At 61.1% G+C, this 13,629-nt stretch carries 11 protein-coding genes; 8 read left to right on the forward strand and 3 right to left on the reverse strand.

The window, feature by feature from the left end; genetic code table 11:
• Positions 1-3 precede the first annotated feature (3 nt).
• Both Asbog_RS13275 and Asbog_RS13280 read left to right on the forward strand, forming a co-directional pair.
• Entirely contained in the window at positions 4-2,007 is a 2,004-nt protein-coding gene (locus Asbog_RS13275) for a S9 family peptidase (RefSeq protein ID WP_062165488.1), read from the forward strand.
• 66 nt (positions 2,008-2,073) lie between these two features.
• Positions 2,074-3,078: a L,D-transpeptidase gene (locus Asbog_RS13280; RefSeq protein ID WP_371861693.1), complete on the forward strand. Its 1,005-nt coding sequence runs from the start codon at positions 2,074-2,076 to the stop codon at positions 3,076-3,078.
• Positions 3,079-3,089: 11 nt separating this feature from the next.
• Here Asbog_RS13280 and Asbog_RS13285 read toward each other — a convergent pair whose 3' ends face one another.
• Positions 3,090-4,010: a LysR family transcriptional regulator gene (locus Asbog_RS13285; RefSeq protein ID WP_062165489.1), complete on the reverse strand. Its 921-nt coding sequence runs from the start codon at positions 4,008-4,010 to the stop codon at positions 3,090-3,092.
• A 110-nt stretch (positions 4,011-4,120) separates the two neighbouring features.
• Between Asbog_RS13285 and Asbog_RS13290 the strand changes: the two genes are divergently transcribed.
• Both Asbog_RS13290 and Asbog_RS13295 read left to right on the forward strand, forming a co-directional pair.
• On the forward strand, positions 4,121-5,161 hold the full coding sequence (locus tag Asbog_RS13290; RefSeq protein WP_062165490.1) for an aromatic ring-hydroxylating oxygenase subunit alpha: 1,041 nt from the start codon (positions 4,121-4,123) through the stop codon (positions 5,159-5,161).
• A gap of 189 nt (positions 5,162-5,350) precedes the next feature.
• Positions 5,351-6,751: an aspartate ammonia-lyase gene (locus tag Asbog_RS13295; RefSeq protein ID WP_062166035.1), complete on the forward strand. Its 1,401-nt coding sequence runs from the start codon at positions 5,351-5,353 to the stop codon at positions 6,749-6,751.
• A 263-nt stretch (positions 6,752-7,014) separates the two neighbouring features.
• On the opposite strand, the gene Asbog_RS13300 is transcribed toward Asbog_RS13295, so the two are convergent.
• Positions 7,015-7,734, reverse strand: coding sequence for an MgtC/SapB family protein (locus Asbog_RS13300; protein WP_023979924.1), 720 nt, complete (start codon positions 7,732-7,734; stop codon positions 7,015-7,017).
• Positions 7,735-7,971: 237 nt separating this feature from the next.
• Here Asbog_RS13300 and Asbog_RS13305 point away from each other — a divergent pair, with 237 nt between their 5' ends.
• Positions 7,972-9,471, forward strand: a complete 1,500-nt coding sequence (locus Asbog_RS13305; RefSeq protein WP_062165491.1) for a replicative DNA helicase — start codon at positions 7,972-7,974, stop codon at positions 9,469-9,471.
• Between the two features lie 558 nt (positions 9,472-10,029).
• Here Asbog_RS13305 and Asbog_RS13310 read toward each other — a convergent pair.
• A complete protein-coding gene (locus tag Asbog_RS13310) occupies positions 10,030-10,899 on the reverse strand; it encodes an aldo/keto reductase (protein WP_083510889.1) in 870 nt (289 codons plus the stop codon).
• Positions 10,900-11,139: 240 nt separating this feature from the next.
• On the opposite strand from Asbog_RS13310, the gene hisG reads away from it, so the two are divergent.
• From hisG to infA, 3 genes are all read left to right on the forward strand, one after another.
• Positions 11,140-11,874 carry an ATP phosphoribosyltransferase gene (hisG, locus tag Asbog_RS13315; RefSeq protein ID WP_062165492.1) on the forward strand — a complete coding sequence of 245 codons (735 nt, stop codon included), beginning with the start codon at positions 11,140-11,142 and terminating at the stop codon, positions 11,872-11,874.
• Positions 11,871-13,166 carry a histidinol dehydrogenase gene (hisD, locus tag Asbog_RS13320; RefSeq protein WP_062165493.1) on the forward strand — a complete coding sequence of 432 codons (1,296 nt, stop codon included), beginning with the start codon at positions 11,871-11,873 and terminating at the stop codon, positions 13,164-13,166. The genes hisG and hisD overlap by 4 nt, the downstream gene beginning before the upstream one ends.
• A 239-nt stretch (positions 13,167-13,405) precedes the next feature.
• Positions 13,406-13,624: a translation initiation factor IF-1 gene (infA, locus tag Asbog_RS13325; protein ID WP_023979930.1), complete on the forward strand. Its 219-nt coding sequence runs from the start codon at positions 13,406-13,408 to the stop codon at positions 13,622-13,624.
• Positions 13,625-13,629: the final 5 nt, after the last annotated feature.

Consider the following 13,629-nt stretch of genomic DNA (forward strand, 5'->3'; position numbering starts at 1 on the left):
ATCATGTCGCTCCTTTCCTTGTCGCGGGTCCGCCTGCTCGGCACATCGCTGCTCTCTCTCGGGATGGGGAGCGCGACCCTCGGCGGCGTAACCCTGGCAAGCGCACAGGCGGCACCGCTGCATTTCTACACTGCGCCAGCGCTTTCACCTGATGGCCATTCTCTGGCCTCACTCGACAGCATGGAAGCTGTGGGAACTGCCGAGGCGGCACCGGCAAGCCTTGTGATCCGCACCCTGCCCGATGGTCACACCACGACCGTTGCGCTGCCCTGCAAGGATTGTGCGCCCTCCAGCCCCAGCTGGAGCCCCGATGGAACCCGTCTGGCTTTCATCATCCGCCACAAGAACACCCAGAACCGTGAAATCCTGAGCGTTACAGCCGATGGCAAGACCGTAACCAGCCTGTTGAAATTCACGGGCTCGCTTCAGGATCTGCGCTATGGCCCCAAAGGCGGCCTTGCCGTTCTGGCCATTGCCAATGCCCGTCGTGACCCCGGTGCCCTGCAGGCCGGCGCGCCCGAGACGGGTGAGATCGACGCAACGGAAGACGAGCAGCGTATCGCAACCATCGAGAAGGACGGTCTTCACTGGCAGTCGCCTGATGGTTTGTATGTCTATGAATATGACTGGCTGCCCAACAGCACCCCCGCCTTCATCGGCACGGCAGCGCCGGGCAATGGTGATGCCCATTGGTGGTCGGCACATCTGTCGCGCTTTGCCGATTCAAAAGAGCAGGTGCTGTACACCCACCCGCTTTCGCAGCAGATCGGCCTGCCGCTCGTCTCACCCGATGGCGGGAGTGTCAGTTTCGTCGCAGGGCTGATGAGTGATTTCGGGTTCTTTGGCGGTGATGCCTTGCAGCTCGATCTGTCACAGTCCAAGGCCGCGCCGGTCAATCTGACGCGCACCCTCAAGGCTACGGTCACCGGGCTGAGCTGGTGTCAGGGGCGCCTGATCGCCTCGACCATTGCAGGCCCCATGACCGTCATGCGGTCCATCGATGACAAGCCTCCCCTCATGGCAAGCGCAGACGGCCTGCTCTCCGATGGGGGTGGCGAACCCCGTCTGACCTGCGCAGGCGACCAGAGTGTCGTGATACGCCAGAGCTTCACGAGCCCGCCTGAAATCTGGGCCGGTCGCCTTGGCGCATGGCAGCAATTCACCCATTCCAATGACGGCCAGACCGTACCCTACACTGCCTCCAGCGTCAGCTGGGTGAGTGACGGCTTCAAGGTACAGGGCTGGCACCTTGCACCCCGGTCACGCCCCGCCGCCATGACCCGCAACGGCAAGGTGCCGATGATCACCATCATTCATGGTGGCCCTTCATCGGCCGTCACGCCCCGCTTCCTGCGTCCCACCGGCGATGCGGCCGTGCTGCTCGATGCTGGCTACGATCTGTTCCTGCCCAACCCGCGCGGCAGTTATGGCCAGGGCGAAACCTTCACCATGGCCAACCGCCGCGATTTCGGTCACGGCGATCTGCGCGACATCCAGCGCGGCATCGATGCGCTGGAAAAGACCGCCCCAATCGACGAAAACCGTCTGGGCGTGACTGGCTATTCCTATGGCGGTTACATGACCATGTGGATCGTGACACAGACAAACCGCTTCAAGGCCGCAGCAGCGGGTGGCGGCATTGCCAACTGGCAGTCCTATTATGGCCAGAACGGTATCGATGCCTGGATGCCGCCCTTTTTCGGGGCCACGGTCTATGATGACCCGGCCATCTACGCCCATTCCTCACCCATGACTTTCATCAAGCAAGTCAGGACGCCGACCTTTATTTACGTCGGAGCCAATGATGTGGAATGTCCGCCTGCACAAAGTCTCGAGTTCTACCATGCCTTGCGCGCGCTCGGAATTCCGACCAGCCTTGTGATCTACCCCGGTGAAGGACACGGGATGCGCGGTCACGACCATGCGAGCGATGCACAAAAACGCATGCTGGCATGGTTCAGCCGCTATCTGAATGAAGGCGCTTCCGGCAAGAACGGAGCAAACTGAGCGCAGCCCTGAACGTTGCCGCCATGAAGCACTGGAGTTGAGATGCAGACGAGAAACAGGACGGTGATGCCGGGCTTTCTGACCCAGACAAGGCAGGCCCTGCCAGGCCTGTTCCTGGGGTGCATTCTCTCTGCCAGCGCGCTCTCGGGCTGCGCCCAGGCCCAGACCAAAAACCCGACGACGGCTCTGGCTGCCCCGGCGGCCCAGCCACCACTCCCCACCCAGGCGGGAGCGGTCTCTTCCGTGCCGGATCATGCGACGACACCGCCCATCGTCATTCCGCCCCTGCCTGTCCTGTCGGAGCACGATGCCCGTCTGGAAGCCAGCCGTCTGACGCTGAGCATGAAGAAATCGGTTTCGCGCTTTACAACCTATACCCCTGAGCAGCGCCAGCGCTTTATCCGCCTTGCCCGTGCCGCCATTGCCAGCACGAACACGCCCATCGACCGCCCCCAGATCCTGATGGTGGTCGATCGCAACCCCAAGGTGCAGCGCCTGTGCTTTGTGCTGGCCATGCCGGGCAATGCAGACTGGGAGACTCTGGGGGGGACCCCCGTCTCGACCGGTCGCGCAGGCCGCAAGTTCTATTACATCACCCCCACAGGCGTATTCATCAATTCCCCGGACCGTCTCGGTTACCGTGCCTTAGGCACGAAAAACGAGAACGGCATACGTGGCATTGGTGCCAAAGGCATGCGCGTCTGGGATATGGGCTGGCACAACGCCGTCAAAGGCTGGCTGCCCACCCATGAGACAGGTGATATCCGGCTCGAAATCCACGCGACCGACCCTGATTTTCTGGAACAGCGCCTCGGTCATCCTGCCTCCGAGGGTTGCATACGCATCCCCGCCACCATGAACGTGTTCATGGACAAGAATGGCCTGCTGGATGTGCAATATGAGCAGGCCGCCAGCTACGATACGCGTTTTCGCGCCCTGCTGCCCAAGGATCGCACGCCTACGCCGATCGCGGGCGATGCACTGGTTGTCGTCGATTCAGCCGATGCCGTTCAGGCCATTTCCTCGGCCAGCGTCGGCCATCAGCCCCTGGTCAATCACCACGAAGGCTGAGACCTGACCGCTCAGACAGCCGGAGCGGAATAGGCTAGTCCCGGTAGGCCCTGCTCGAGCGCCTGCGCCACGAGCCGCGCTGCGACAGGCAAGGATCGCGCCTGATCGACGCAGAATCCGAGCGTCAGAGGGCGTATCCGGCTGTGCTCGAGCGGTACAAAGGCGAGTGTCCCGGCCTCGATCTCTGGCAGGACATCGATATAGCTGAGCAGGCTGACCCCGACCCCATGACGGACCAGCGCCCTGATCGCCTCGATATCATCTGAGTCACAGACCGGATTCAGTGCCAATCCGGTTTCCTCGGCCAGCCAGGCGATCTTCTCGCCCAGTGCCAGCGGCGGTCGTGGCGCGATCACAGGGTAGAGGCTGCATTGGCTGAACCGCGCCGTCTGTCCGTTCGTCAGCGGATGGCCGGGCGTGGTGACAAACCCGACGGGAAAGGCCACCGAGGCCCGCACCGCAAGGCGATGTGACACCACAGGATCGAAAACCAGCGCCAGATCTCCCTGCCCTTCGAGCAGGGCCGGCGAAATCTCGTGATTGGTCATGACACGGACGCCCAGCGTCACCCCGGGATGATGCTCGCGTATGGAGGCCACGATACGCGGGACCAGCCCCCTCGCCATTGCCTCCGGAATAAGCAGCGTCACATGGCCGCGCTTGAGCCCCTTGAGATCCTCCATGCGTGTGCGGCAATCCCCAAATTCACGATCCCAGCGTCTGACCTGAACCAGCAGCATCTCGCCTGCTGCCGTCAGCCGAAGGCCTGACGGCAAACGTTCGAACAAGGCAGCACCCAGACGGGCCTCACCCTGCAGGATCTGCCGGTCGATGGATGAGGCCGAAATTCCGGTTGCCTCGGCCGCGCGCCGGATCGACCCATGCTGCGCCACGGCCAGAAAATAACGCGAGAAACGGGAGAATACCGGCATGGTCGAGTGCTCTCTTTTTCGAAACGCCCTGTCAGGAATTTGGATATATCCTCGAACGGGGTGCGCGTGACATGTCTTTGTGACGATCCACTCCTTCTGCGGGGGCTTTCATGTCCGAAACACTCGACCGCCCGGTACAGCTTCCGCGCCAGTGCAGCTTTGACACAGCCGACTGGGCCATTCTCTCGCGCTTCTGGTATCCCGTCGCGCTGAGCCGCGACATCGGCACCGCTCCTGTAGCGGCCACATTGCTGGATGAAACGCTGGTCATCTATCGTGCGGGTGACAATATCGTGGTGGCACAGGATATCTGCCCGCATCGCGGTGTGCCGCTCAGCCTCGGCACGGGTGATGGCGAGACCATTGCCTGCGCCTATCACGGTTTTCGCTTTGGCGGGTCAGGGCGCTGCGTGCGTGTTCCTGCCCATCCCAGTGCTGCCATACCGGGCAAGCTGCACCTGAAAACCTTCCCCGTGCGCGAGTGCTATGGTCTGGTCTGGACGTGTCTCGCTGGCGAGGCGCCCCATGACGTGCCGACCATGCCCCACTGGCATGACCCGGCCTATCAACAGATCACCTGTCCCTCGATCGACATCGCCGGGTTTGCCGGTCGGCAGGTCGAGGGGTTTCTGGATGTCGCACATTTTGCCTTTGTGCACGCCGATACCTTTGCCGACCCTGAAAACCCGGTCGTTCCCCCCTATATGCCGCGGCGGACAGAGGAGGGTTTCGAGGTCGAATATCGCAGTTCGGTCGGCAATTATCCCATTGGCGTAGAAGGGCGTGCCCCTGCGGGCTTTGAATGGTTGCGACACTTCCGAACCTCCCTGCCCTTCACGGCAACGCTGGAGATCCACTTTCCGGAGGATGGCCGTCTGGTGATCATGAATGCCGCCTCACCCGTCTCTGCCCGCAAGACACGCATGTTCGCGCCGATCTGCCGCAACTTCGATACCGATATCCCCGTCGAAGCCGTCTATGACTTCAATCGCCGCGTCTTTGAGGAGGATCGTTTGCTCGTGGAGGCCCAAAAGCCCGAATGTCTGCCCCTCGACCCGACGCTCGAGGCCCATGTCATGGCCGATCGCAGTTCGATCGCCTATCGCAAGGGGCTGCGTGATCTGGGGTTGAGCCGGTTCTTTACAGCCTGACGCCATCGCCTCCGCGGTGCATCCGCCTGCATTTCCAGAGGCACGGGGAGCGCACATCGCGGGGCTGCGCAACATCGCCTGCAATGATCGCATAGCTCATGCATCCAATGGACATGCCCCAAGCCCCCCGTCTGGCTTGTCATGCACGGCATGATCATTTCCTCTGGTGACAGGACTGAGGAGACGATCATGCCAGCCACCAGAACGGAACACGACCTTCTCGGCACACGCGAGGTGCCGGCAGAGGCGTATTACGGTATCCACACGCTGCGCGCTGTCGAGAACTTTCCCATTACCGGACGACAGATCAGCGCCTATCCCGAGCTGATCAATGCCCTCGCCGCCATCAAGCAGGCGGCTGCCCAGAGCAATCATGACCTTGGCCTGCTCGATGCCTCTCGCACGCGCGCCATTATTGCTGCCTGCGAGGATGTGCGCGCTGGCATGCTGCATGACCAGTTCGTGGTTGATGTCATACAGGGCGGGGCCGGCACCTCGACCAACATGAATGCCAACGAGGTCATCGCCAATCGCGCCCTCGATCATCTGGGACGGGCAAAAGGGGATTACGCAGCGCTTCACCCCATCGATCACGTCAATATGGGCCAGAGCACCAATGATGTTTATCCCACGGCGCTGCGTATTGCCGCCATTCATGGCGTGAACCATCTGACCGATGCCATGACCGTGCTCCGCAAGGCCTTCATGGCCAAGGCGACGGAATTTCATGACATTCTGAAGATGGGCCGCACCCAGCTCCAGGATGCCGTTCCCATGACGCTCGGGCAGGAATTTCACACCTATGCCGTCATGCTGGACGAGGATCAGAAGCGCCTGCAGGAGGCCATTCTTCTGATCAGCGAGATCAATCTGGGCGGCACGGCCATCGGCACCGGCATTGCGGGCCATCCCGCCTTTGCCAGAACCGTCTGCGGCCATCTGAACATGATCACCAACCTGCATCTGCTGACGGCCTCGGATCTGATCGAGGCGACACAGGATTGCGGTGCTTTCGTTCAGGTATCGGGCGTTCTCAAGCGTTTTGCGGTCAAGATTTCCAAGATCTGCAACGATTTGCGGCTTCTATCCTCCGGCCCTCGCGCCGGGCTGAATGAGATCAACCTGCCGCCCATGCAATCGGGCTCGTCGATCATGCCGGGCAAGATCAATCCCGTCATTCCGGAGGTGGTCAATCAGGTGGCTTTTGAGGTCATCGGCAATGACTTAACCGTCACCATGGCCGCCGAAGCCGGACAGCTACAGCTCAACGCTTTCGAGCCCATCATTGCCCATAGTCTGTTCAAAAGCCTGACCCATCTGCACGCTGCCTGTCTGACACTCGAATCGCGCTGTATTCGTGGCATCACCGCCAATGCCGCCCAGCTTGAGGCGATGGTCACCCATTCGATCGGGCTGGTTACGGTGCTCAACCCCTTTATCGGCTACGAGACCGCCACTGCCATCGCGCTCGAAGCCCATCGTACCGGACGCGGCGTGATCGAAATTGTCCGTGAGCGCCAGCTCGTTCCCGAGGAAACCCTGACCCGTATTCTCTCCCCGGAGGGGCTTTGCCATCTGCACAGCTTCTAGGCAGTGCTTCCACAGACAGTTCTCTCAGGGCTCTGCCCTGAAACCCGCCAAAGGGCAGTCGCCCTTTGGATGCCCCTGATCTGCCGTCTGGAAGAAGCCTTGATTTCCCAGGGTGGGATTGACCTCTTCTGACTTGCGCAGGCGCTCCCTAAACGCGTCGGGAACTTTCCAGAGCGCTGCCGCAGCGCCCTCGATCAACGCAATAAGTTCATGTCTGTTGGGCGTACGGCGCGAACTCCGCCGCCATACGCAATGACGGACGCCTAGTCCGGAGCCTCGTCCTGCTTTTCGCTCCACACCGCTTGCACGCCGGGGAGGTGCATCAAGGCTGTCACGACGTCATCCGGGGCTTTGAGGCCGTGTACATGCACCGTCATGATCAGCCGGTCGCTCTCATCGTGACGCTCCTGCGCCATATGACCCAGCGTGAAGCCGAGTTTCCTGAGCGCCGCACAGACAGGATCGACAAAATCGATATCAGCGGCACCGCGTACACTGACCTTGAACCCGTGACGCGGGGCACGCGGGAAATGCAGAAGCCAGCCGGGTGTCAGGAACATGATCAGCAGATAACCGATTGTCGTCAGCACGGCGACGATCGTCATTCCCGCGCCGCACGCCATGCCGATAGCCGCTGTCAACCACACAGAGGCGGCAGTGGTCAGGCCACGCACCGTATCGCGCCGCATGAAAATGACACCGCCACCGATAAAGCCGAGGCCGGACACGATCTGGGCCGCAACACGCGAGGGATCGACCACCACACGGTCCGGGGTGAGCACATCATCGAAACCGTATTTGGAGATCAGCATGAACAGCGCGGCGGAGACCCCAACCAGCGTATAGGTACGAAACCCCGCTGCCTTCTGTCGATACTCACGCTCAAGCCCGATCAGCGCCGAGAGCAGAAAGGCCAGACCGAGTTCCTGCACCTGCAGCAACCCCTCTCCGGGGATATGGGCAAAAAGGGCGGGATGGGTCATGGCTTGGTCTCACAAAACGATGATGCCAGAGGGATACACCTCCAAGGCCCGGTGCCCGACCGGCAAGGCCAGAGACAGATACCGGCGGGCAAGGGCCGCGAACGAACCCCATACACCCGCCTCCCCCCATTAGCCGGGCAGGGAGGGAAGAATCGACTTATTGCCCCTGGGTGGCAACACCCCATCCTCTTAACTTGATCGAATCGCCATCGAGCGTGGTAGAGGGGCGCTGTGACCATGACCGATACCCCTGTCCGAGCTCTGGCCGATGACGGCCTGACTGCGCTGCTTCGGCGCACCCCTCCTGCCAATCCGGAGGCAGAGCGCGCCCTGCTGGGTGCGTTACTGACCAATAACAAGGCCTATGAGCGCGTCTCGGATTTCCTTGAGGCAGCCCATTTCGCCGACCCTCTGCATGGGCGGATTTTCGAGGCCATCGCCCGACGCATTGATCGCGGCATGCTGGCCGATCCGATCACCATGCGCGCCGAATTCGAACATTCGGGCCTGCTGGATGAGGTAGGCGGACCGCAATATCTGGGCCAGTTGCTGATGGCGATGGTCGGTATCGTGAACGCCGGTGATTACGGGCGCGCCATTCACGACGCCTGGATACGCCGCCAGCTGATCGATATTGGCGAGACGGTCGTCAACAACGCCTATGGGGCACGTGCCGATCTTGAGGGCGGCGACCAGATCGCGGCGGCGGAAGAAACCCTGTTCAAGCTTGCCACCGACAAGGGGCAGGATGGCGGTTTCGTCACCTTCGAGCGGGCCCTGACCGGCGCATTGCAGGTCGCCGAGCAGGCCTTTCAGCGCACAGGCGATGTGAGTGGCCTGACATCGGGGCTGCGCGATTTTGACAAGAAAACCGGCGGCCTGCATCCGTCGGATCTGCTCATTCTGGCCGGACGGCCGGCCATGGGCAAAACCGCCCTGGCCACCAAGATCGCCTTCTCGGCCGCACAGGCGCTTTTGCGCGAGGCTGAAGACAAGGGCATCAAGCCGCGCGGCGCTGTCGCCATTTTCTCGCTCGAAATGTCATCGGAACAGCTGGCGACACGTATCCTCTCCGAGCAGTCCGAAGTGTCGGGTGAGAAGATTCGTCGTGGCGATATCGGCCAGCGCGAGTTCGATCGCTTCGTGCGTGTCTCGCGCGAATTGTCGGAACTGCCCCTGCATATTGACGATACTCCAGCCATTTCGCTTTCCGCCATGCGGACACGGTGCCGCCGTCTGGCACGCACCAAGGGGCTCAGCCTTGTGGTGGTTGACTACCTTCAGCTTATGCGCCCTGCCATCGGGACCAAACCCGAGAGCCGCGTGCTCGAAATCTCGATGATCACCCAGGGACTCAAGGCCATCGCCAAGGAGCTCTCGGTGCCGGTCATCGCCTTGTCCCAGCTTTCGCGTCAGGTAGAATCGCGAGAAGACAAGCGCCCGATGCTTTCGGATCTGCGCGAATCAGGCTCGATCGAGCAGGACGCCGACGCCGTGATGTTCGTTTATCGCGATGAATATTATCTCCAGCAGCGCATGCCCAAAGACAGCGCTTATGAGAGCATGGACAAATATCAGGTCGCGATGGAGGAATGGCAGCGCAAGATGGCGCTCGTGCATAACAAGGCCGAACTGATTCTGGAAAAACAGCGTCACGGACCAACCGGCACCATCCCGCTGTATTTCGAGGGCGAATTCACCCGGTTTGGCGATCTGGATACGGTACACGACGTCTGAGGGAGTAGGCAGGACGCGACAGGCGGCCGTGCTCCATCAGCGGAGCGCGGCCCCTATCGTCTTGGCCGCCTGACCGGATGACTTAACGAGACAGGTAACGGGATGTCTGCCTTAAAAGCGCGTCCTAAGCCCCATCCCTGTCACTACCCGAACTCGCTCGCCTGTCGCCTTAGGCTTGGACCTGGCAAACGGGCCGCTTTTTACTCGACGGATATCGAGCCGGAATGGAGTGCACTGCGCCAGGGCTCAGGATGCCGAACGGCACCAAGTCCTCTGCACCAGAACCCAGACGCTTATTGTTCACCGGCGAAGATGGGCTGCCGCCAGAGAGGCGTTACGTAACGCCGCATCGCCTTGCGGAGGCGGACACGTGGTCTCCCAATCGTGATAGAGCGAACCCAGCAAAGGCTCGCGGGGCACGCGAACCCCGTACTGTCAGAGAAGCCGTCTGCCTTGACCGAAAGCAGCTGCTCGCCCTCTCGATACGAGGCCCGTATTCGCGCCCCTATGTGACGCAAGCGCCTCGTCCCGCGGAGTGCCCGTCAGACAAGACCAGTCTCAGAAATCTGCCGTGAACGGGTTGGGGCCCGTGCGCCCGTCCTCCCGGTCGAGGGTGGCGATGCGGCTCATATCGTCCTCATCAAGGCGGAAATCGAATACGTCGAAATTCTCATCGATGCGCTTCTGATGCGCTGATTTGGGAATGACGACATTGCCCTGATCGAGATGCCAGCGGATCGTCACCTGACCCGGCGTCTTGCCGTGCTTCTTCGCGATGCTGGTGATGATCTCGCCATCCAGCCCCGTACCGCGTCCCAGCGGGCTCCAGGCCTCGGTGCGAATATCGAGCGACTCATTGAAAGCCCGCAGCTTCTTCTGCTGGAAAGCCGGGTGCAGTTCAATCTGGTTGAGCACGGGCTTGACCCCGGTTTCCTCGATCAGACGCGTCAGATGTTCAGGCTCGAAATTGCAGACACCAATCGACCGGATACGCCCCTGCTTCTTGAGCTCAATGAGCGCTTTCCAGCTTTCAACATACAGATCCTTCTTCGGCATGGGCCAGTGGATCAGATAGAGGTCGACCACATCGCGGCGCAGCTTTTTCGCGCTGACATCAAAGGCACGCAGGGCGGCATCGTAACCCATGTCGCTGGCCCAGAGCTTGGTCGAGACATACAGATCCGGATAATCCTGCAGCGCATCGCCAACGCCACTTTCATTGCCGTAAAACGCCGCCGTATCGACCATGCGGTAACCTGCCTTGGCAGCATAGCGCACGATTTCAGCCGTTTCGTCAGCCGGGGTCTTGTAAACACCAAGGCCGAATTGCGGGATGCGTGCCCCGTCATTAAGTTGCAGATGGACCTGTTCTTCATCGGCACGCGGTGTGGCGGTGGCGAGGTCAGGGGTAAATTCGCTGCGAGACATTCAGGGCTCCTGTCATTCCCGAAAAGACGGTTCTTGCCCAATCTAGCGGATTGCGGCGCTCTGGGTTGCAGGCCCGCCCGCCTTCCTGGCCATCGAGATGGTCATCACTGCGTGAGCCATACCTCCTGTCGCCAGCACGCAAGGCCCTGCGGCCCGAGGGCAGACGGCCTGCATCCCGGACAAAAACCTTGTGCCCGCCCGGTTCTTGCCTGAGCGAGATTGTGCTACAGGAATGTCGTGATGAATGCCGTATCCGAACCTGCCTCCGAATCCCGTGACAATGCCCAGCACGCGCCTCTGAACGATGCGCCGCTTGTTCTGGCACTACCAAAGGGGCGTATCCTCAAGGCGCTGGGCCCCGTGCTTGAACGCACAGGGCTTTTTCAGGATGGCAGCGCCATTGGCGAAGGGACACGCAGCCTGCGTTTTCCAACGCTCGACCCCAAGGTCGATGTGGTGCGCGTGCGCTCTTTCGATGTCGCGACTTTTGTAGCGCATGGAGGCGCGCAGATCGGCGTTTGCGGTGCCGATGTGCTGATGGAATTTGACTATCCCGACATCTATGCGCCGCTCGATCTCGGAATCGGCGGCTGCCGCATTTCCATCGCCCGCCCGGTCGGGATGGCCGGTCAGAACGACGATCATGACAAGACCGCAGCCAGTTCGCATCTGCGTGTTGCGACCAAATATCCGACCATCACGCGGCGTCATTTCGCGGCCAAAGGCATCAATGCCGAAATCGTGCATCTGCACGGCGCCATGGAACTCGCCCCTACACTCGACATGGCCAGCGTGATTGTCGATCTGGTGGATACCGGCTCGACCCTCAAGGCCAATGGCCTGCGCGAGACTGATGTCATCGCGCATGTCACGAGCCGCCTCATCGTCAATCGCGTTGCCCTGAAAACCCGACCCGACGCCATTCGTGCCCTGATCGAACGCTTTCGCGACGCCCTTCAGGAGAAAACAGCATGAAATGGCTGCAAAGCACCGATACGGATTTCGAATCCCGTCTCGCAACGCTGCTCTCTGACCGGAGCGCTGTTGAAACCAGTGTGAGCACGCCGGTGCGCGATATCATCGCCACCATTCGTGAGCAGGGTGACACGGCTCTGTGCGACTACACGGCGCGTTTCGACCGGTTGAGCCTCGCCCCGGAAGGGCTGGCCATCACCGCAGACGAAATTGCACGTGAGGCCGACAAGGTCGATGCCGATCTGATGGAAGCGCTCAATCTCGCTGCCTCACGCATCGAATCCTTTCATCGGGCACAGATGCCTTCGAACCTCGCCTATCAGGATGAGGCCGGGCTGACCCTGGGCATGCGCTGGACGCCGCTCGATGCCGTTGGGCTCTATGTGCCGGGCGGCAAGGCGGCATATCCGTCCTCTGTGCTCATGAACGCCCTGCCAGCCCGTGTGGCAGGCGTTGGCCGCATCGCCATGTGTGTACCCTGCCCCGATGGCGTACTGAACCCGCTCGTTCTGGCGGCTGCGCGTGTCTGCGGCGTGAGCGAGATCTATCGGGTTGGCGGTGCGCAGGCTGTGGCCGCGCTCGCCTATGGCACGAACAGCATTCGCCCTGTCGATCGCATCGTCGGCCCGGGCAATGCCTATGTCGCCGAGGCCAAGCGTCAGGTGTTCGGTCACGTAGGGATCGACTCGATTGCCGGTCCGTCCGAGGTCGTGATTGTGGCCGATAACCGCAACAACCCGCGCTTCGTGGCGCTCGATCTGCTGGCCCAGGCAGAACATGACGAACTGGCACAGGCGGTTCTCATCACAGACGATGCCGGCTTTGCCCGATCTGTGGTGGAAGCCGTCGAGACCGAACTCAAGACCCTCCCCCGTGCTGCCATTGCCGGAAAGTCCTGGACCGATCATGGCGCGGTGGTGATTGTGCGCGACTGGAATGAGGCCGCTGAAATTGCCAACCGCTTTGCCTCTGAGCATCTTGAAGTCATGCTGGATGATGCCGAGCAGTTTTCCACGCTGATCCGTCATGCCGGTGCCATGTTCCTTGGTCGCAACTGCCCCGAGGCTGTAGGCGATTATGTTGGCGGGCCGAACCACGTTCTGCCCACAAGCCGCACGGCACGTTTTGCCTCGGGCCTGTCGGTGTTTGATTTTCTCAAGCGCACCACCACGATATCAGCCGGGGCCGATGGTCTGCGCGCTGTCGGTCCTGCAGGCGTCAGGCTGGCCAAAGCCGAGGGGCTCGATGCCCATGCGCTGAGCCTGTCAGCACGACTCGACGCTCTGGGCTGAAGCCCGCCGACGGAACTGCCCCCGGTCATGGATCCCTGATCCGGCCATTCATAGCGGCAGGTCAGCAAGTCCTTAACCCGGGGTGACGAGGCTAGCGCGCAGAGGCCAAAACGCCTCTTTTCGGGGCCAGAATCACCAAGAAACTTGACGTAACGACGTCGAGCCAGCACATACGCGGCATAATTTCATCCTGCCGGGGATTTTCCGGCCTGTATCAGAGCACAGTTTCAAGGACTCAGATGTCAAAAGAAGACATGATCGAATTCAGCGGCACGGTGACCGAGCTGCTGCCAAATGCCATGTTCCGCGTCACACTCGACAACGAGCACACCATTCTGGCCCATACCAGCGGCAAGATGCGCAAGAACCGTATCCGCGTTCTGGCCGGTGACCGCGTCAATGTCGAAATGACCCCCTACGACCTGTCCAAGGGCCGCATCACCTTCCGCTTCAAGTAAGAGCG

Origin of the sequence: Asaia bogorensis NBRC 16594 (genome assembly GCF_001547995.1) — a bacterium.
Classification (GTDB): domain Bacteria; phylum Pseudomonadota; class Alphaproteobacteria; order Acetobacterales; family Acetobacteraceae; genus Asaia; species Asaia bogorensis.